The organism is Marinobacter profundi (assembly GCF_002744715.1).
Classification (GTDB): Bacteria; Pseudomonadota; Gammaproteobacteria; order Pseudomonadales; family Oleiphilaceae; genus Marinobacter; species Marinobacter profundi.
This window is the reverse complement of sequence record NZ_KZ319369.1, coordinates 83,111-101,665: the sequence shown is the minus strand read 5'-3', so window position 1 is coordinate 101,665 and position 18,555 is coordinate 83,111. Positions and strand designations below refer to the sequence as shown.

Annotated in this window: 16 protein-coding genes; 7 read left to right on the top strand and 9 right to left on the bottom strand. The window is 62.0% G+C overall.

Features of this window, described 5'->3' with window-relative positions; all coding sequences use genetic code 11:
* Positions 1–124: 124 nt before the first annotated feature.
* Positions 125–901, top strand: coding sequence for an FCD domain-containing protein (locus tag CLH61_RS05965; RefSeq protein WP_099613802.1), 777 nt, complete (start codon positions 125–127; stop codon positions 899–901).
* A gap of 30 nt (positions 902–931) precedes the next feature.
* Here the strand turns inward: CLH61_RS05965 and CLH61_RS05960 are convergent, their stop codons facing one another.
* Entirely contained in the window at positions 932–1,135 is a 204-nt protein-coding gene (locus CLH61_RS05960) for a hypothetical protein (protein WP_099613801.1), read from the bottom strand.
* Between the two features lie 378 nt (positions 1,136–1,513).
* Here CLH61_RS05960 and CLH61_RS05955 point away from each other — a divergent pair, with 378 nt between their 5' ends.
* The 5 genes from CLH61_RS05955 to CLH61_RS05935 are packed head-to-tail and all read left to right on the top strand — an operon-like array spanning position 1,514 to position 5,636.
* Complete coding sequence (locus CLH61_RS05955) at positions 1,514–2,284, top strand: ABC transporter ATP-binding protein (protein WP_099613800.1); 771 nt, start codon at positions 1,514–1,516, stop codon at positions 2,282–2,284.
* A gap of 60 nt (positions 2,285–2,344) precedes the next feature.
* Positions 2,345–3,100, top strand: a complete 756-nt coding sequence (locus tag CLH61_RS05950) for a transporter substrate-binding domain-containing protein (RefSeq protein ID WP_099613799.1) — start codon at positions 2,345–2,347, stop codon at positions 3,098–3,100.
* Positions 3,101–3,147: 47 nt separating this feature from the next.
* Complete coding sequence (locus tag CLH61_RS05945) at positions 3,148–3,852, top strand: ABC transporter permease (RefSeq protein ID WP_099613798.1); 705 nt, start codon at positions 3,148–3,150, stop codon at positions 3,850–3,852.
* A 3-nt stretch (positions 3,853–3,855) separates the two neighbouring features.
* Positions 3,856–4,578 carry an ABC transporter permease gene (locus CLH61_RS05940; RefSeq protein ID WP_099613797.1) on the top strand — a complete coding sequence of 241 codons (723 nt, stop codon included), beginning with the start codon at positions 3,856–3,858 and terminating at the stop codon, positions 4,576–4,578.
* Between the two features lie 11 nt (positions 4,579–4,589).
* Positions 4,590–5,636 (top strand): succinylglutamate desuccinylase, encoded by a 1,047-nt coding sequence (locus CLH61_RS05935; RefSeq protein WP_099613796.1) that lies wholly within the window; start codon positions 4,590–4,592, stop codon positions 5,634–5,636.
* A 9-nt stretch (positions 5,637–5,645) separates the two neighbouring features.
* Here CLH61_RS05935 and CLH61_RS05930 read toward each other — a convergent pair whose 3' ends face one another.
* A complete protein-coding gene (locus CLH61_RS05930; RefSeq protein WP_099613795.1) occupies positions 5,646–8,672 on the bottom strand; it encodes an efflux RND transporter permease subunit in 3,027 nt (1,008 codons plus the stop codon).
* Complete coding sequence (locus CLH61_RS05925) at positions 8,669–9,757, bottom strand: efflux RND transporter periplasmic adaptor subunit (protein WP_099613794.1); 1,089 nt, start codon at positions 9,755–9,757, stop codon at positions 8,669–8,671. The genes CLH61_RS05930 and CLH61_RS05925 overlap by 4 nt, the downstream gene beginning before the upstream one ends.
* A gap of 144 nt (positions 9,758–9,901) precedes the next feature.
* On the opposite strand from CLH61_RS05925, the gene CLH61_RS05920 reads away from it, so the two are divergent.
* On the top strand, positions 9,902–10,582 hold the full coding sequence (locus CLH61_RS05920; protein ID WP_228152550.1) for a TetR/AcrR family transcriptional regulator: 681 nt from the start codon (positions 9,902–9,904) through the stop codon (positions 10,580–10,582).
* Positions 10,583–10,596: 14 nt separating this feature from the next.
* Here the strand turns inward: CLH61_RS05920 and astB are convergent, their stop codons facing one another.
* The 6 genes from astB to CLH61_RS05890 all read right to left on the bottom strand — a co-directional run bounded on the left by astB (position 10,597) and on the right by CLH61_RS05890 (position 18,479).
* A complete protein-coding gene (gene astB, locus CLH61_RS05915) occupies positions 10,597–11,946 on the bottom strand; it encodes an N-succinylarginine dihydrolase (RefSeq protein WP_099613793.1) in 1,350 nt (449 codons plus the stop codon).
* Positions 11,947–11,986: 40 nt separating this feature from the next.
* Complete coding sequence (gene astD / locus CLH61_RS05910) at positions 11,987–13,468, bottom strand: succinylglutamate-semialdehyde dehydrogenase (RefSeq protein WP_099613792.1); 1,482 nt, start codon at positions 13,466–13,468, stop codon at positions 11,987–11,989.
* A 49-nt stretch (positions 13,469–13,517) separates the two neighbouring features.
* Positions 13,518–14,630 (bottom strand): arginine N-succinyltransferase, encoded by a 1,113-nt coding sequence (gene astA, locus CLH61_RS05905; RefSeq protein ID WP_099613791.1) that lies wholly within the window; start codon positions 14,628–14,630, stop codon positions 13,518–13,520.
* A gap of 28 nt (positions 14,631–14,658) precedes the next feature.
* Positions 14,659–15,675 (bottom strand): arginine N-succinyltransferase, encoded by a 1,017-nt coding sequence (locus CLH61_RS05900; protein ID WP_099613790.1) that lies wholly within the window; start codon positions 15,673–15,675, stop codon positions 14,659–14,661.
* A 46-nt stretch (positions 15,676–15,721) separates the two neighbouring features.
* A complete protein-coding gene (locus CLH61_RS05895) occupies positions 15,722–16,936 on the bottom strand; it encodes an aspartate aminotransferase family protein (protein WP_099613789.1) in 1,215 nt (404 codons plus the stop codon).
* 91 nt (positions 16,937–17,027) lie between these two features.
* The gene (locus tag CLH61_RS05890; RefSeq protein ID WP_099613788.1) at positions 17,028–18,479 is read right to left on the bottom strand and encodes an exonuclease domain-containing protein; all 1,452 of its coding nucleotides are present in this window, start codon (positions 18,477–18,479) and stop codon (positions 17,028–17,030) included.
* Between the last annotated feature and the right edge of the window lie 76 nt (positions 18,480–18,555).

Genomic DNA, 18,555 nt, shown 5'->3' with positions numbered 1-18,555 from the left:
TAGGCTATGATGGGAGCACTGGCAACGGTAAAAGCTGACGACGCGGCCATCGGTGTGTGTTGCACAGCGAAAACAAGTTCCACCAGATCCGGCGAAACCGGTTCAACACAAAGCAGGCAAGCAGATGCCCATTGCACAGGAAATAACGTACCGGCTGGAACGGCTGATTCTGGACGGCGGGCTGGCACCGGGGCAAAAGATTCCGTCAGAGCGACAGCTGGCTACCCGGCTTGACGTGTCCCGGTCCATCATCCGCGAGGCGCTGCACGAATTGCAGGGTCGGGGCATTATTGAAACCCGCCATGGCAAGGGTTCCTTTGTGTCGCAGATTGTTCCCGGCCCGGAGGATGAACGCCCGCTGATGCAGATGTTCAGCGGCCACCCCCGCACCCTTTACGACCTGCTGGAAGTACGGGAACAGCTCGAAGGCCAGGCTGCCCAGCTCGCCGCCGAGCGCGCCACCCGTTCCGACCTGCACCGGATCACCAAGGCTTTTGAACGGCTGGAGGCGGCCGACCCGCTGAGTAATGCCCCGGCGGATCACGCGTTTCACCAGGCCATTGTTGAGGCGTCTCACAACCCGGTTCTGGTCCATATCCTGAGCAGCCTGAAAAATCTGATGTTACTGACGGTGCAGGCTTCGGTAGCCAACCTGAACCCGAAGGAGGACCTGCGCAGCCAGATTGGCAAACACCACCGTCAGCTCTACCACGCCGTGCTGCGCGGCCAGGCCCGTGCGGCGCAACGGATCGCCATGGCGCATGTGCGATACGTCCGGGAAGCGATGCAGCGCATTGAACAGCAGGGGGACGAGGTTATCCGGATGGGCGTGTCGCAGGGAACGTCCGCGAAACCGGCCACTGCCGGGGAATGCAGGAAGGATGTTGCAAATCAGGAGTAATAGAGCAGCGACCGCGACACCAGAGGCCGTTCAGTCCGCGGTAGCGGGCGCCACCATGTCAACAAACTGGAGCGCTTCATGCAGGGACAGGAAGGAGTGCAGCACCTCATGGCCGTCGATGGCGACGTCATAGGCCAGCTCCCAGCCGGCGAAGTTATCTTCACCCGGCCGGACGGGGCGTTCGATAACCCGCAGCAATCCCCGTTCCAGCACCACATTCTGCGGTACGCCCATCCCGCAACCCCTTTCAACTCAACAATGAGTGTTTTGTCGTTTCCTGCAGTTTACGGCTGTCCCCTGCTTTCGCCAGCCCGTCACCGGCAATACGTGAACTGCGTCATGACTTGGCAAGCTTTTACATTAATCGACAAAACAGGGCCGCAACAACAAACAGGTACAGTTGTGCGCCGAAATGCCGCGATTAAGCCAACATAGGTATTGATTTCAAAGACAACAATCCGTACAACATGCGCCTTTGTTTTTGCCGGCCCAGGAATGCCACCGCCCCGACCCGTCCGGAGGCGGCAAATGTTCATCGGATGACCAATTTCGTGTACTGTCATACAAAAATCCGAAACGCCAGCGGTAGCTGACAGCATCCAGGAGCAATACATGGCGGAGCAAGCGCCCCTTATTTGCAGGGACATCCACAAGACCTTTGACAAGCTGGAAGTGCTCAAAGGCGTTTCCCTGGAAACCCGCAAGGGCGATGTTGTCTCCCTGATCGGCAGTTCCGGCTCCGGAAAAAGCACCTTTCTGCGCTGCATCAACCTGCTGGAAACCCCGACGTCGGGCGACATTATCGTGCACGGTGACCCAATCCGGTTCACCACCAACCGCAAAGGCGAGCGGATTCCTGCCGATAACAGGCAGGTTGAGCTGATCCGCGCTAAGCTCTCCATGGTATTTCAGAGTTTTAACCTGTGGTCCCACATGACGGTGCTCGAAAACATTATCGAGGCGCCGGTACATGTGCTGAAGGTACCCCGCAAGGAGGCCATCGAGCGGGCCGAGGCCTACCTGCAGAAAGTGGGCATCTATGAGCGCAAGGATTATTACCCGGCGCAGATGTCCGGCGGACAGCAGCAGCGCGCGGCCATTGCCCGGGCCCTGGCGATGGAGCCCGAGGTAATGCTGTTTGACGAGCCCACCTCGGCGCTGGATCCGGAACTGGTGGGCGAGGTACTGAAAGTCATGCAAAGTCTCGCGGAAGAGGGCCGCACCATGATTGTGGTCACCCACGAGATGGCGTTTGCCCGGGATGTCTCCACTCAGGTCCTGTTTTTGCATCAGGGCATTATCGAGGAGCAGGGCTCGCCGGAGAAAGTCTTTGATCACCCGGACTCGGAGCGGATGAAGCAATTCCTGGCTCCCAAGTTTTAAGTGGGCGCAAACCTGCGCTGATAATAAAGCCAACCGGCAGATAAAACGGAGAAGTGACACATGAAGAGACTGATTGTAGCCGCGGGCTGTGCGCTCGCCATGATGACCGGAAGTGTCCAGGCCGCTGACTGGAAAGACATCCGCATTGCCTTCGACGTGCCCTACGAGCCCTTCGAATACAAGACCCCCGACGGCGAACTGACCGGCTTTGAAGTGGAGCTGGCCGAAGCCATGTGTGAAGAGCTCAAGGCCAAATGCGAGTTCGTGATCCAGTCCTGGGACGGCATGATTCCCGGCCTGCTGGCGCGCAAATTCGACCTGATCATGTCGTCCATGTCGATCACCCCGGAGCGTGCCGAGCGCGTGCTGTTCTCCGAGCCCTACTACAACACCCCGGGCGGCTGGTTTGCCCGTAACGACTTCAACACCGATGTGACCGACAAGGCCGCCATGAAAGGCAAGGTGGTCGGTGTCCAGCGTGGTACCACCATGGACACCTACGTGACCGAAGAGCTCAGCGGTGTGGTCACCGTCAAGCGTTACACTACTGCAGACGACATGGTTCTGGACCTGGAAGGCCAGCGCCTGGATGTGGTCTTCGTGGACTATCCGGTAGGCGAGCAGACAGTGATGAGCAAGGAAGGCTTCAAGGAAGTCGGCACCCCGGTCAAACTGGGTGAGGGCGTCGGCGTTGCCATGCGCAAGCGTGACAAGGACCTGGCCGGCAAGGTCAATGCCGCCCTGAAGAAGCTGAAGAATGACGGCACCTACGATGCCATCATGAAGAAATACTTTACCTACGACATCAAGATGTAACCCAGTCGGGGGCGGCCTCCCGCCGCCCCTGAAACACGGAATCCTCCATGTTCGACTTGAAAGGCTACGGGCCGTCCCTGATGGAAGGGGCGATTGTCACCATTGAACTCGCTTTCCTGTCCCTGGCCGTAGCCCTGGCTCTCGGGCTGATCGGAGCCTCCTCCAAGCTGTCCGGCAACCGCCTGTTACGCAACACGGCCACCGCCTATACGACACTGATCCGTGGCGTTCCTGACCTGGTGATGATGCTGCTGTTCTACTATGGCGGCCAGGTGGCGGTTAACAACCTGTCGGACCTGCTGTACGAACTTTACGAAATCGACTTCTTTTTCCAGTTTGATCCGTTCATTTCCGGAGTGGTGACGATCGGACTGATTTTTGGCGCCTACATGACGGAAACCTTCCGCGGCGCCTTCCTGGCGGTAGAGAAGGGCCAGATTGAAGCGGCCCGGGCGTACGGATTTACCCGCTGGCACGCCTTCCGCCGGGTGATGCTGCCGCAGATGCTGCGCCACGCCCTGCCCGGCATCGGTAACAACTGGCAGGTACTGCTCAAGACAACCGCGCTGGTGTCCATCATCGGTCTCACCGATATGGTGCGGGTGGCGGAAGAGGCCGCCAAGGCCGAGCGCATGCCTTTCCACTTTTTCATTCCGGTGGCACTGGTCTATCTGGGCCTGACTGCAGGTTCCGAGCTGTTTATCAAATGGCTCGACAAGCGCGCCAATGTCGGTGTGGTGCACGGAGACTGATCGATGCCCGAGTTTATTGCCGAACTGCTCAACCACAACGACATCTTTAATGCCACCACCTTGATGCATTACTGGGACGGACTGGTAACGACGGTGCAGCTGGTGTTCCTGTCCCTGGTGATCGGGCTATTGATGGCCCTGCCCCTGGCCATTCTGCGCACAGTAAAGAATCCACTGGTGTCCGGACCGGTGTGGTTGTACACCTACCTGTTCCGCGGCACCCCCCTGCTGATCCAGCTGTACATCATCTATTACGGCGTTGCCCAGATTCCCGGCATCCAGGACACCTTCTGGTGGACGATCTTCCGCGAGCCCTTCTACCCGGCCCTGCTGGCGTTCACCCTCAACACCGCCGCCTACACCACGGAAATCATTCGCGGGGCGATTGTGGCCACCCCGAACGGCGAAATCGAGGCAGCCAAGGCCTTCGGCATGAACTGGGCCATGCGGATGCGGCGGATCATCCTGCCGAACGCCGCACGACGGGCAGTGCAAGCCTACTCCAACGAAGTGATTTTCATGCTGCACGCCAGCGCGATTGCCAGCGTAGTCACCATTGTCGACCTGACCGGCGCTGCCCGGGACATCTACTCACGGTTCTATGCGCCGTTTGATGCCTTCATCTTCGTCGCGCTGCTGTACATGATGCTGACCTTTATCCTGGTCTTTGTCTTCCGCAAGCTGGAAAATCATCTGTTGAAGCATCAGAGGCCCGCAGGCTCCTGAGGGGGAGTCCCATGGCAATCACCACCGAACTGTTCGGCAGCGCACCGGACTGGCTGGCCCACACCCTGGCCGACGCCGGTCTTCCGGTGGCGACGAAAAAGGCCCGGCTGGCCGACGGCACCCGGATCACCCGCCAGGCTGCCGGCCTGCTCTATGCCTGCCCACCCGCTGACCGGGCCAACCCCAATAACGAAGCCCTGATCGTTTCTGCCGGGGTTCATGGCAACGAAACCGCTCCGGTCGAGGTGCTCAACGGACTGGTCACGGAGCTGTTGGCAGGCCGGTGGCCACTGGCCTGCCCCACCCTGCTCATTCTGGGTAACCCGCCAGCCCTCAAAGCCGGTGAACGCTTCAGCGCAGCGAACATGAACCGGCTGTTCAATGGCGCCTACCACCAGCCGGCTTACCGGGGCCTGGCCGAAGCAGAACGGGCGCAACTGCTGGAAGAAGCCTGCCGCCGGTTTGCGACCCTGCACCCGGACAATCTGTCCCACTACGACCTGCATACCGCCATCCGGCCCTCAAAACGGGAGAAGTTTGCCCTCTACCCCTTCATCAAGGGTCGCCGGGTACCGCGCCCGCAATGTCGCTTCCTGCTGGAAGCCGAAGTCGAAACCCTGCTGCTTCAGCACCGTGAAGCCACCACCTTCGCATCGTTCTCGTCGTCGGTGCTGGGCGCGGAGAGTTTTACCGTGGAGCTGGGCAAGGTCGAGCCATTCGGACGTAACGATCTGCGGCGGTTCCGCGGTTTTGGCGACGCCCTGCGCCGGCGCCTGTGCGGTCAGCCGGCGCCGGAGGTCAGCCCGCCGTTCGATCATCTGACGGTGTTCGAGGTGGTTCACGAGATCCTCAATACCGGGCCGTCATTCCGCCTCCGGGTTCCCGACGATGTCGCCAACTTTACCGAGTTCGCGCCAGGCACGGTGATCTGGGAAGACGCCACCACCTGTTACCGGGTTGGCACCTCACCGGAGGCGATTGTCTTCCCCAACCGGGAGGTTCCGGTTGGCCAGCGGGCAGGGTTGATGATCAGGCCCCTCCAGCAGCTCGGGGCCTGATCAGAACCTTCAGGCAGGGGCATTTTCCGGTGCCGGTACTGCTCCCCGGATAACCTTGGTACACACCGCAGGCACCACCAGCAGGGTAAGCACCGTAGACGCCAGCAAGCCGCTGATGATCGCCCAGGCCATCGGCGGCCAGAGCGTCGAGCTGGAGAACGCCAGCGGCAACAGCCCGGCGACCGTGGTCGCGGTGGTCAGCAGAATGGGCCGGGTGCGCTGTTCGACCGCCTTGCGCATGGCGTTGCCGATATCTTCGCCCGTCGCCAACTCGCGGTCCATCACGTCGAGCAGCACGATGGCGTTGTTGACCACAATTCCCACCAGCGCAATCACCCCCAACAGGGACTGGAAACCAAAGGGGGAACCGGACAGCACCAGCCCCGGGAAGACACCCACGGTGGCCAGGGGAACCGTCAGCAGGATAATGCCAACCCGGCGGAACGAGTTGAACTGCAGCAACAGGAAGAACAGTAACAACAAGACGCCAATGGGTGCCGCCGTCAGCAATGCCCCGTTGGCATCCCCGGAGCCCTCTGCGTCGCCGCCCATTTCCAGCCGGGTACCCGCAGGCAGCGGTTGCTCCGCCAGGATGCCTTGGAGGCCGTCCAGCGCCTGGCTGAAGCTGTAACCGGTCAGCAGGTTGGCGGTCACCGTATTCATCCGTACACCGTTGCGCAGGTAGCGGGCGGCAGGCTCCCAACGGGTTGCTACCGTCGCTACCGCCGATAGCGGTATGGCGTCGCCGCGGCTGTTGTAGATATTGACTGACAACAGGCGGGACAGGGACAGGCTGGTGCCTTCACGGGAACGCAGCACCAGCGGAATGGGATCATCCTCCTGGCGGTACTGTTCCGCCACTACCCCGAAACTCTGGCCATAGAGGCTGCGGGCAACGTCGGCCCGGGTCAGGCCATAACGCGCCGCACTGGCATCATCCACGTTGATGGCAATGCTGGGCACCCCGAGGTCAAGGTCGTGACGCACATCAACGGTACCTTCAACGCGGCGCAGCGCGGCGAACAGCTGCTCAACCGCCCTGGCACGGCTTTCATCGTTGCTGTGGTACACCCGCACCTCGACCGGCGCGGCGCGGGGCGGCCCCTGGCCCAGTGTGCCAACCGTCACATCAAGTTCAGGCAACTGTTCACTGACGTAGGCGCGAATCCAGCGGATCAGCCCGGTGGTATCCTCAAGCGCGGGCGTGGCCACCACAATCCGCCCGCGATTGGGTGCCTGGGGCGCCCGCTGCAGGTTGTAGTAGAAGCTTGGTCCGGTAAAACCGGTGAAGCGATGCACCGTCAGGGCTTCCGGTCGGCTGCGGATCGCCTGCTCAAGCCGGGCGGCGACCACTGCCGTGCGCTCCTGATCGGTACCCTCCGGCATGTAGAGTTCGACGATAACCTGCGGGCGGTCGGCATTGGGAAAGAACTGCTGGGCCATGAACGGCGTCAGCGCCAGGCTGACCGCCACCAGCCCCCCGCCCAGCGCAATCAGCATGCCCGGACGACGAAAAACCAGGCTGCCGAGGTAGCGGGCCAGACCGGTCAACCGGTCCCGGCTGGCGGCCTTGCGAGGTTTGAGAAAGCGGGCCGCCAGCAGGGGCACGGCGGAAATGGCCAGCAGGTAGCTGACGGACAAGGTCAGCATGATCATCACCGGGACACCGCGGGTAAAGTCGGCGGCACCGCCCTTGGACAGCAGCAGCGGTGCGAAGGCGGCCAGGGTTGTGCCGGTAGAGGCGCCCAGGGGCCCCGCCAGCTCCCGGACCGAACGCTGCAGGGCGTCCAGCCGGCGCATGCCGCGGTCGAGATTGCCCTGGATGTTTTCGACAATCACAATGGCGTTATCGATCAGGATACCGAGCGATATCACCATGCCGATCACCGCAATCTGGTGCAACACGCCGCCACCGAGGTCATACAGGCCGATGCTGATCAGCGCCACCATCGGCAGGATTGACGCCACCAGCAACCCCATTCGGATCCCCATGCCGGTGAACACCACCGCCACGATGATGACAACCGACAGCACCAGGGACCAGGCCAGGTTGTCCAGCCGCTGCTCGACCTTGTCGGGCTGGAAAAACATCTCGCGGATCTCGTAGGGCTCGAAATCCGCGCGCACCGAGGCCAGCCGTTCCCGCACCCGGGCGCCAAAGCGGATGGCATCGGTGGTGTCCTCCTCCATGATAATGGACACCAGCACCACCCGCTCACCATCAAACCAGGTCTCCGGCTGCCGGGGCTCCGCCGGCCCGCGCCAGACCTCGGCCGCCGCAGCCAGTGGCACCTGGGAACCGTCGGGTAACTCGATGGGGGTGGCGCGGATGGCGTCTATGTCGGCAAATTCGCTGTTGGGCAATACCGAGAGCCGCCGGCCATCCACGACCACGAAACCACCGGAGATAGTCTGGTTGCGGCGGGCCAGGGTATCCATGATCAGAGCCGGTGAGATCCCCAGCCGGTAAAGCGCTGCATCATCCAGTGCCAGGGTAATCTGCTCATCCGCGTCGCCGTCCAGTTCGATTCGGGAAACCCCGGGCAGATCCGTCAGGTTGTTCTTCAGCCGCTCCGCCACCGCCGTCAGCTCGGTTACCGACGCCGCGCCGCCCACTGCCAGCACTATGGCCGGAATGTCGATCATCCGGTCGTCCAGAACCATCTGGCCGACATCCGCGGGAAACTCCTGCCGTGCCCGCTCCATGGCCTGGCGAACCCGGTCCCACGCCGGATCTGTATCGTAAATGGTGTCGTTCAGTCGGATGCGTACAATGGCGACGCCGGTGCGCGCCGTGCCCTGGGAGAAGTCCACCTCCTCCACCTGCCGCAATTCGTCCACCAACGGCCGTAACACCAGCCGTTCAACCGCATCGGCGCTGGCTCCGGGATAACTCGCGGTAATCAGGCCCGCACGGTAGGGAAAAGACGGATCTTCCTGCCGCGGCATGGTGCTGTAGGCAGCAATACCCAGCACACAGAGCATGGTAACCACCATACCCAACAGGCGCTGGCCATTCAGCAGACGGGAGGTCATTGCCGGATCTCCACCGCATCACCGTCAGCGATCCGGGTCAGCCCGGCATATACTACCTGGTCGCCGGCAGCCAGCTCGCCGGCATCAACCACAACCCGCTCTCCAATCACCCGCTGCACCGCAACCGGTACCCGCCGTACCTCGCCATCCCGCACCCGGAACACGCTGGCACCGGCGCCGGCGTCGGACCGCATCACCGCCAACAGGGGAACCGTCGTTGCCTGCCCATGACGGGGCGTAATACCCACCTCAACCGGCTCCCCCGGCTCCAGGGTTTCCGCCGGCAAGCTCACCAGCACCGGGTGCAGCTCACCGCGAATGGCCCCCGGCTGGGCAATCTCGACCACGGCTCCGCTCGCCGGTGCCTGTTGACGATCCTGTACACTCCAAACCGGCAACAACTGACCAAGGGTAACCTGGCTGACCATGTACGCCGGCACCCGGATTTCCACCTCCCGGCCTTCAGGGGAGGACAACCGCATCACCGGCTGGCCCGCCGCCACAAACTCGTCTTGCTCCACCAGCAGCGCTTCGACACGGCCTGCAAACGGCGCACGCAACAGGCTCTCCTCCAGTAACCGGCTGGCTTCGGCCAGCGCCGCCTCAGCAGTCGCCACACTGGCTCTCAGTCCGTCACGCCGGGCGGCTATCTGTTCGAGGGTCTGCTCGGAAACCACGCCGCGCTGGTGCAATAGCCGGGAACGGTCCCATTCACGCACTGCCTGCTCGTACTGGGTCTGCAACTCATCCCGCCTTGCCCTGGCGGAATCCCTGGCCGGCTCCAGCGCGGGGTTGTAAACGCTCGCCAGCAGGTCACCCGCTTTAACCGTCTGCCCCAGCTCCACCGCCCGCTGCCGCAAGGTACCGCTCACCTGGAAGGTCAGGGTGGCGCGCTGGGTAGCCCGCACCACTCCGGAAAATCGCAGCGGCAGGCCATCGGCATCGCTGACCATCACCTCGGCAGCCCGCACGGTCACCGGCGGCGCAGCCGTCTGCGGACCGCTGGCGGGGGACCGGCACCCGGCCAGAAATGTTACTACGGTAGTCGCCACCAGAAAGCCGGCCAGTGTTGTTTTGATGTTCATGGTTCGTCCGTCCGCGTTGTTTACGGTCCTGCGCCCGGACGCACCACATCGGCGCCCCGGTAAAACCGCCATCAATCTATCATTTCCGACATAATGTCATTCTTTGACACTTTGTCAATAAACAGTTTTAATCCGGAAAACGCTATGATGCAAACCAGCATCGGCGGAACGGGATACAAGATGAGCGAGCAACTGAAAACACGACGGGAACAGGAAAAGCAGGCCAGGTACGATGCCATTCTCGATGCGGCAGAGCTGGTATTTTCCGAAAAAGGCTACGAGCGCTGCTCAATGGACGACATTGCCCGCACCGCCCAGCTGAGCCGGGCCCTGCTCTATGTGTATTTCAAGGACAAGGCCGCCATTCAGCGGGGTATCATGCTGCGGGCGGGCCAAAGCCTGAGCCGGCGGTTCCGCGAGGCACGTGACACCGCCAGCAACGGGCTGGAGCAAATCCGCGCCATGGGCGCGGCCTACTACCGGTTTTACCTCGACGAACCGGACTATTTCTCGGCACTGACCAAGGCCTCCACCGCCATGGCAGAGGCGGACGCCAGCCAGGCAGAGGACATGTTCTGCTCCAAAATGGAACTGATGGAACTGATGGTGGGAGCGATCAGGCTTGGGCTGGCAGACGGCACCATGAGCCGCGAACGGATTCGTGATGCCATGGAGACTGCCCTCTATCTGCGCGGAGCACTGCACGGTGTGATCCTGCTCTGTCAGAGCGAAATCGGCGAACACGGCGGCAACCCGGAGTTTCCGGCTGACGCACTGATCCGTCACACCATGGACATGCTGACCTCATCCATTGCCGCGTCCTGAGCGGCAACGAACACTTACCCAGCCCCCAACTGGAAATCATAGATCGATCCGAGGCCCAGAATACCGGTCAGCTCGTCCAGCGCCGCGCGCACCTCATCGAGCAGCAGCGGGTCAGCCAGATCATCCTGGCTGAGGCGGTCCCGGTAATGGGCCTCCACCCACGTGGTCAGGCGCTGATAGAGCGCATCGGTCAACAGCACCCCTCGATGCATGGCAGCCAGCTCATCCGGCTGCAACACCACCCGCAATCGCAGGCAGGCCGGTCCGCCACCGTTGCGCATCGACTGCTTGACGTCAAACACCTCCACCGCCGAGATCGGGCCGCCGGAGGCAACCAGGCGATCGAGATAGGCACTCACCGAAGGAATCTCACGGCACTCCCCCGGGACGGCCAGCAACATGCCGGTATCGCTGGCCAGCAATTGACTGTTAAACAGATAGGAGGCCACCGCGTCGGCCAGCGGAACATCGTCGCTGCCGACCCGTACCGGGATCAGTTCGGTGCCGGTCAGCCGGTTGCGGATATCAGCCAGCACCCGCGCCTCATCCAGAAACGCCAGCTCGTGATAGAACAGGGTGTTGCCGTTGCCCACGGCAATGACGTCGTTGTGAAACACGCCGGCGTCAATGGCGTCCGGGTTCTGTTGCGCAAAAACGGCGTGCCGGTCGCTCAGCCCGTGCAGCCGGGCCACGGCCCGAGAGGCCTCCAGGGTCTGGCGGGCCGGAAAGCGGCAGGGTGCCGGCGCATCCTCGTTGAAAGCGACCTGGCCATAGACAAACAGCTCCACACCCGGATCACCGTAGCTGCCGCACAATCGGGTATGGTTGGCCGCCCCTTCATCACCAAACTGGCTGACCGAAGGCAACGCCGGATGGTGGGCAAAATAGGCCTCATCGCCGAAGATCGCTTTCAAGGCCCGGCCGGTGACAGCTGGCTCAATGGACCGGTGGAACTTGGCACTGAGGTTGGCGGGGGTGAAATGCACCCGGTGGTCGGCAGTATCGGCACTGGGTGACACGGTGGCCGCGTTGGCCGTCCACATGGCCGACGCCGACGATACCGCAGCCAGCAGTTCCGGAGCCTGCCCTGCCACCGTCGCCAGCACCGCCGCATCCGGGCCACTGAACCCGAGCCGCCGGAGGGTTGGCAGATGCGGTCGTTCGTGGGGTGGCAATATGCCCTGCACATAGCCGCGGTCCGCCAACCGCTTCATCTTGGCCAGCCCCTGCAGTGCCGCCTCCCGGGGATTGGATTGCGCATGGACATTGGACCTGGACGCCACGTTACCCCAGGACAGGCCGGCGTAGTTGTGGGTCGGCCCTACCAGACCATCAAAATTGGCTTCAACCGCGTGTTCGGGCATTCAGCTACCTCATCTCCCGCCAGGGATTATCCGGAAACAATTAACCGCCAAAATCCAGCCCCGGCGCCAGGCTGTCCGGCATCTCACTGTGTACCGCCTCCAGCGAGGCCATGGGCCAGGCACAGTAATCGGCCGCATAGTATGCGCTGGGGCGGTGATTGCCGCTGGCTCCGACGCCTCCAAAGGGCGCTGCACTACTGGCTCCGGTGAGTGGCCGGTTCCAGTTGACGATACCGGCGCGGGCTTCCTCCAGCAGGCGCTCGTACAGCTTGCGATCATCGCTGAGAATGCCGGCGGCGAGACCAAAGCGGGTGCTGTTGGCCAGCATCAGGGCATCGTCAAAGCTTTGGTAGCGATAGACAGTGAGCAAGGGCCCGAAATGTTCTTCGTCCGGCAGGTCCACACCGGTGGCATCCAGAATACCCGGCGACAGCAGTCCGGTGCCCTCCCGTAACCGGGTCATTTCCAGCAGCGGCCTGGCACCCGCTGCCACCATCGCCCGCTGTGCCGCGAGCAGCCGCTCCGCCGCTGCCGGGGAAATCACCGAACCCATGAACGGCTGAGGCTCGGCATCAAATTCGCCAACCCGGATCCGGCCCGCCACTTCCACCAGCCGCTCTACCACGGCATCGCCTTTACGACCAACCGGCACCAGCAGGCGCCGGGCACAGGTACAACGCTGCCCCGCGGACAGGAACGCCGACTGCAGGGCATGATGCACCGCACCATCCACATCCGCCACATCCTGGATGATCAGTGGGTTATTGCCGCCCATTTCAAGGGCCAGAATCTTCTCCGGTTGACCACCGAACTGCTCGTGCAGCAGCTGACCTACCGCCGAACTCCCGGTAAAGAACAAGCCGTCGATGCCAGGATGGCTGGCCAGTGTCCGGCCGGTGCCGGCGGTGCCCTGCACCAGGTTGATAACGCCGTCCGGCAGGCCGGCACGCTCCCACAGCCGCACGGTCAGTTCCGCCACCCCCGGCGCCTGCTCACTGGGCTTGAACACCACCGTATTGCCCGCCAGCAGAGCCGGCACGATATGGCCGTTAGGCAGGTGCCCGGGGAAGTTGTAGGGGCCAAACACAGCCACCACGCCATGGGGGCGGTGACGCAGAACGGCGTGACCAGCGGCAACATCGGCCTCCCGATGGCCGGTGCGCTCGTCATATGCCTGCACCGAGATGGCAATCTTGCCGATCATTGCCGCGACTTCGGTGCGGGATTCCCACAGCGGCTTGCCGGTTTCCAGGCCAATCTGGTGTGCCAGCTCCTCCTTGTGCTCCTCCAGTTTGCGGGCAAAAGCCTCAACCACCACCCGGCGCTCTGCAAACGGTTTGCGACGCCAGTCCGGGAAGACGCGACGGGCTTCGCGAATCGCGGCATCGACATCTTCGATGTTGGCCTCGTTACCGTCCCACACCGCGTCTCCGGTAACCGGCTGCAGGGACTCAAACGGGGCGCCATGCCCCTGCAGCCAGAGTCCGTCAATGTACAGCTCGCCCGTCAGTGTTGTCGTCATGATGCACCTCCTGTATTGATCAGAAACCTGTCCGGTGTCCCAACGTCACCTATCCCCGGGAGGAGAAGTCGCGGGGGCCGTAGTCGAGCTTGTGATAGTCCCTTACTGAATGAATGGGTGACGGCCATGACCCTTTCAAGGGGGCAAGGCGCACCGGGTCACCGGACTCTACCCCCAGGGCGTCGGCAACATTGCGGGGCAGGCTGACCGTATCCGGCCCGATGAGTTGCGCCGGGATTGTAGTCACCCGGAAGTCGCGGAACGAACGGTTGGACACCATCACCCGCTCCTCGACGGGCACTTGCAGGTTTACCGGCTGGTGCCGTACCAGCACGTGGCGGTTAATGCCGTCCCGGACAGTCCGGATATTGTGGACAAAGGCCTCCACCACCGGGCCGCCATCGAAGATATCCACCAGACCATTGAAGTTGAACCCTTCCGCCTGGAGCATTTTCAGCGCCGGCACGGTGTTGTCATGAACCAGCCCGATCACTGCCCGGGCAGACGGTGGCAGCATGGGCAGGTAGATCGGGTACTTGGGCATCAATTCGGCAATAAACGATTTGTTGCCCAACCCCGAGAGCCGGTCCGCCTCGGCGAACTCCATATCAAAGAACTTGCTGCCCAGGGCATCCCACAGCGGGCTCTGGCCCCCGCCATCAGACACCCCGCGCATTTCCGCGAACACCTTGTCGGAAAAATGTTTGCGGAAATCGTCCAGAAACATGAAACGGCAGCGGGACAGCAGCAGGCCATTGCCACCGCCCCGGTGCGAGTCCGCCAGCAGCAGTGAGCAGATCTCGGTTGTGTCGGTCATGTCATTGGTCAGGTGCAGGGTTGGCGTACGCACGTGCACACCCAGCTCCCGCGAGGCATTGACGGTAACGCTGAGGCGGTAATTGTAGAACACCTCATCGAGCCCCACCCTCGCCTGGATCCCGCTGATCCCGACACAGCGCCGAAGCGCGATGTCCTCGAGCGCAAACAGGTACAGCCCTGCCTCGGGCGCGCAGCGCTGACTGAAGGTATCCCGGGCATGACTGATTTTGCGCTCCAGCATCCCGCGATCTGCTGGCAAGGTCGTTAACCCCTTACCCGCACTGCCAGCCATGCGGAAAAGATCGTCCAGATCGGTTTCCTGCAATGGACGGATTACCAGCATCGACTCATCCTCCCGTCAGCCCGCAACATCACAGCGACGCAATCCTTACCCGGTCCCCGGAGCTGCACTCCAGACCCTGCCAGGTTTTCACCGGCACCAGAACCTCGCCTTTCAGGGTTTCACTGACCGAAGCCAGGGTACAGCGGAAGGCCGCGCCGTCACCGGTTGCCAGCAGGCAGGTCTCACCCTGGTCAGCGGTGGCGGCATGGAGTTCCCGGCAATGACTGGTGACAATGGTTTTCAGGGCATCTGTCCGGGCCTGCAGTACGGGACCGGCATCGAAGATGTCCAGGTAACAACCGGCATGGAATCCCTCCCGCAGCAGCAGTTCCATGGTCGCCCTGGTCAGGGTATGGGGCTGCCCGAGGGCCTCCTGGGCGGCGGGACTGAGCAGGGTCACATAGATGGGGTTGGAGGGCATCAGTTCGGCGATGAAGGTGCGGCTGAGCATGCCCGAATACCGATCGGCGGTTTCGAAATCCATATCAAAAAAGTGCCGGCCCAGACTGTCCCAGAAAGGCACCGCACCGCTGCTGTTCTGCACGCCCTGAATCTCGACCACCATCCGGTCACTGAACATCGTCCGATGTCCCGCGATGAACATCATTCGCGCCCGGGACAACAGCTCGAAGGCGTCCGTCTGCTTCAACGCAGGATCAATGGCAAAGGCACACAACAGGGTCTGGTCAGTCAGGGCATGGGAGGGATACAGCACCTCTACCCGACGGGAGATACCCAGCTCATGGGACGCGTGGATCAGCGCGTCGCGGCGATAGTTGTAAAAGGGCTGACCATTACCGGCCCGGGCATCAATGCCCGAAACACCCCGGATGCGGCCAGTATCGAGATCCTCAAGGACAAAGAGAAAGCGCGCAGCATCCCCTGCTGCCAGCTGGCCGGCAAACGCCTGGCCCGACTGACGGATTTTCGCGGCCAGGTTCTCTTCCTGCCGCGGCAGGGTCGAGGACAACCTCGGGCCCTGCGTCTCGGCGATGTCACGAATCCCATTCAGGTCGCCCGGCTGAGCCGGTCGCACCAGCCACATAGGTCAGCCCCCTTTGAGTCCATGACCATGGGTCAGGGACAGAGCGTTATTGACAGAGTTTCGCCACCGCCGCTTCGAAACGGGACAGCGCTTCCTCAATATCAGTCTCGGGGATAATCAGCGACGGGGCAAGGCGAACAACATTGCCCCCTGCCACCAGCACCATAACGCCTTCATCAAGGCCGGCACTGACAAAATCCTTGGCCTTGCCCTGCCAGCTCTCCGTCAGCACACAACCCAGCAACAGGCCAGCCCCGCGGACCTCGCTGAACACCCCGTAACGGACGCCAATATCCATCATGCCCTTGCGTAACCGCTCGGAACGGACCTTGACGCCCTTCAGGATCTCCGGCTGACTGACGGTATCAATCACCTTCTGCGCCACCGCACAGGCCAGCGCGTTGCCGCCGTAGGTGCTGCCATGGGTACCGACACCGAAGCTGGCGGCCACCTTCGCCGTCGTCAGCATGGCCGATACCGGAAAGCCGCCGCCGAGGCCCTTGGCGCTGGACAGGATATCCGGCACCACGCCGTACATTTCATAGGCATACAGGTGTCCGGTGCGGCCAACGCCGGTCTGCACCTCGTCAAACACCAGCAGGGCGTCGTTGTCGTCGCAGAGCTGGCGCAAGCCTTCAAGGAACGCCGGATCCGCCGGCATGACACCGCCCTCACCCTGAATCGGTTCCACCACCACCGCGCAGGTCTTCTCTTTCGAGATCAATGCCTTTACCGACTCCAGGTTGTTGAACTCGGCATGGTGAATGCCGCCCGGTGCCGGCTCGAAGCCTTCCAGGTATTTGGGCTGGCCACCCACACTGACGGTAAACAGGGTGCGGCCGTGGAACGAATTGGTGAACGAGATAATCTCGTGTTTCTGCGGGCCGAAATGTTCCCAGGCATAACGACGGGCGAGCTTGAAGGCCGCCTCGTTGGCTTCCGCGCCGGAGTTGGCAAAGAATACCCGTTCGGCAAACGTCAGGTCACACAGCGTCTTTGCCAGCCGCAGGGCCGGCTCGTTGGTCATCACGTTGGACAGGTGCCAGATTTTTTCCGCCTGATCGGTTAACGCACCCACCAGCCCCGGATGGGAGTGCCCGAGACAGGTCACCGCGATACCACCTGCCAGATCCACGAACTCGCGGCCGTCCTGACCCCAGATTCGCGAGCCCTCGCCACGCACCGGAACAACTGTGCCGGGGGCGTAGTTGGGCACCATGACTTCATCGAAAAGTTCGCGACTGACGGGTTCTTTGTTCATGCGGATCTCTCAAGCAAGCGGTTAGACATAAAATAGCAGCACATCCGTGGCTACGGGCCGGCAGCTGTGCGGACACTCCATCATACGACAGTCAGGGCATCAGCACATCTGGCACACCGGCTGCGGGCAACTCGATAATTCGTGCCGGCCGGACATTCCGCCCCATCAGCGCCTTGACCACCAACTTATAGGAATCCAGGTCAAAGGTCACCGCCTGCCCCCTCAGCGAAAGGTCAAAGAACGCCTCCTCACTGTGCACGGTGGCGACATGCATCCAGTTGTAGAACACCAGAATGTCGGTGCGACCGTTGGCCTCGTTATGCTCCACCAGACCGACCGGCCCCGCCCAGGGCCAGGTCTGCAACCGCAGGCCATGAAATGCAATCTGCATACGCAAGTTGTAGCGCGCCACATCATCCGCCTGCTCACAGGCGCCCATGCACCGTCCCAGCGCCCGTTGAAAGCACGGCCCGGGATGGTCCGGCTCAAGGCCCAGCAACTTGTTGCACAGCTCGTTTTTTGCCGCAATGCCACCCAGCGCCCGCTCCGCATCCCGCTTGCTGCGGAACAAGCCAAAATAACTGCCCAGCCGATCCGGTTCGATTTCCCGCACCAGCCGCGCCTGCAGATAACCCTCGTCGCCACGAACCAGCTCGATACTCACCAGCTGTTTGGCCGCACGGGAACGCCGGTTAAACAGCGGCTTGAGGCTCTTGATCTGTTTCAGCTCCAGCAGCAATGCCCCGAGCTCACCGGCGGTCTCGGTCCACTCGACCCGGCGCAGGCTTTCTGACATCCGCACGCCCCTGCTGCTGTTGTGGTCCCCGGAAAAGTGTGACGCCACCCGCTGGGCAATGTTGGTGCTTTTGCCGACATAGAGCAGGACATCGTTCTCACCGTAAAAACGGTATACCCCGGGGCCCCGCGGCAAATCCGCCAGCACATCCACAGGCAGGTTGGAAGGAATGCTCGGCCGTTGCAGCAGCTCCCCGATCACTGCACTGACCTTCGGCTCCCCATGCTCCGCCAGGGCATGGCAGAAAAATTCCAGCATTGCAGCAACGTCCCCCATGGCGCGATGACGCTGTACCGTATGCAGACCATGGCGCTCGATCAGCGCATCCATATTGTGGCGGCGAAACTCCGGATACAGTCTGCGCGAGAGCTTGACGGTGCACAGCACCTTCGCGCCGAACAGCCGCCCCAGGCGCCGGAATTCCGACTTGATAAAGCCATAGTCGAAGCGGGCATTGTGGGCCACGAATACCACCCCGTTCAGCTGCGCCTCCAGCTCATCGGCGATATCGGCAAACAGCGGGGCCGCGGCAACCATAGGGTTGGAGATCCCGGTCAGCTGCTCAATGAAGGGTGGTATGCGGGTTTGCGGGTTCAGCAGCGTCTGCCACTCACCTACCACCGCTCCGTCCCGCCAGAAACGGATGCCGATCTCGGTGATCCGGTCGGTTGCCGCCGAGCCGCCGGTGGTCTCGATATCGAGGAAGGCGAAGGTGGTGGATGAAAATTTAATGTTTATTCCTGCCATAAAAAACCTGTACGCAAGCTATGCTGTCCCAGACGTCTGTATTTCAACAAAATGCCTGTTTAGACATTCGTCTAAG

Bases quoted from the DNA above. Each gene is read 5' to 3' on its own strand.
- CLH61_RS05920 (WP_228152550.1), top strand. From the start codon at position 9,902: ATGATGCAAACCAGCATCGGCGGAACGGGATACAAGATGAGCGAGCAA.
- CLH61_RS05925 (WP_099613794.1), bottom strand. From the start codon at position 9,757: ATGAACATCAAAACAACACTGGCCGGCTTTCTGGTGGCGACTACCGTA.
- CLH61_RS05945 (WP_099613798.1), top strand. From the start codon at position 3,148: ATGTTCGACTTGAAAGGCTACGGGCCGTCCCTGATGGAAGGGGCGATT.
- CLH61_RS05890 (WP_099613788.1), bottom strand. From the start codon at position 18,479: ATGGCAGGAATAAACATTAAATTTTCATCCACCACCTTCGCCTTCCTC.
- CLH61_RS05965 (WP_099613802.1), top strand. From the start codon at position 125: ATGCCCATTGCACAGGAAATAACGTACCGGCTGGAACGGCTGATTCTG.
- CLH61_RS05955 (WP_099613800.1), top strand. From the start codon at position 1,514: ATGGCGGAGCAAGCGCCCCTTATTTGCAGGGACATCCACAAGACCTTT.
- CLH61_RS05960 (WP_099613801.1), bottom strand. From the start codon at position 1,135: ATGGGCGTACCGCAGAATGTGGTGCTGGAACGGGGATTGCTGCGGGTT.
- astA (WP_099613791.1), bottom strand. From the start codon at position 14,630: ATGCTGGTAATCCGTCCATTGCAGGAAACCGATCTGGACGATCTTTTC.
- CLH61_RS05900 (WP_099613790.1), bottom strand. From the start codon at position 15,675: ATGTGGCTGGTGCGACCGGCTCAGCCGGGCGACCTGAATGGGATTCGT.
- CLH61_RS05950 (WP_099613799.1), top strand. From the start codon at position 2,345: ATGAAGAGACTGATTGTAGCCGCGGGCTGTGCGCTCGCCATGATGACC.
- astB (WP_099613793.1), bottom strand. From the start codon at position 11,946: ATGCCCGAACACGCGGTTGAAGCCAATTTTGATGGTCTGGTAGGGCCG.
- astD (WP_099613792.1), bottom strand. From the start codon at position 13,468: ATGACGACAACACTGACGGGCGAGCTGTACATTGACGGACTCTGGCTG.
- CLH61_RS05935 (WP_099613796.1), top strand. From the start codon at position 4,590: ATGGCAATCACCACCGAACTGTTCGGCAGCGCACCGGACTGGCTGGCC.
- CLH61_RS05940 (WP_099613797.1), top strand. From the start codon at position 3,856: ATGCCCGAGTTTATTGCCGAACTGCTCAACCACAACGACATCTTTAAT.
- CLH61_RS05895 (WP_099613789.1), bottom strand. From the start codon at position 16,936: ATGAACAAAGAACCCGTCAGTCGCGAACTTTTCGATGAAGTCATGGTG.
- CLH61_RS05930 (WP_099613795.1), bottom strand. From the start codon at position 8,672: ATGACCTCCCGTCTGCTGAATGGCCAGCGCCTGTTGGGTATGGTGGTT.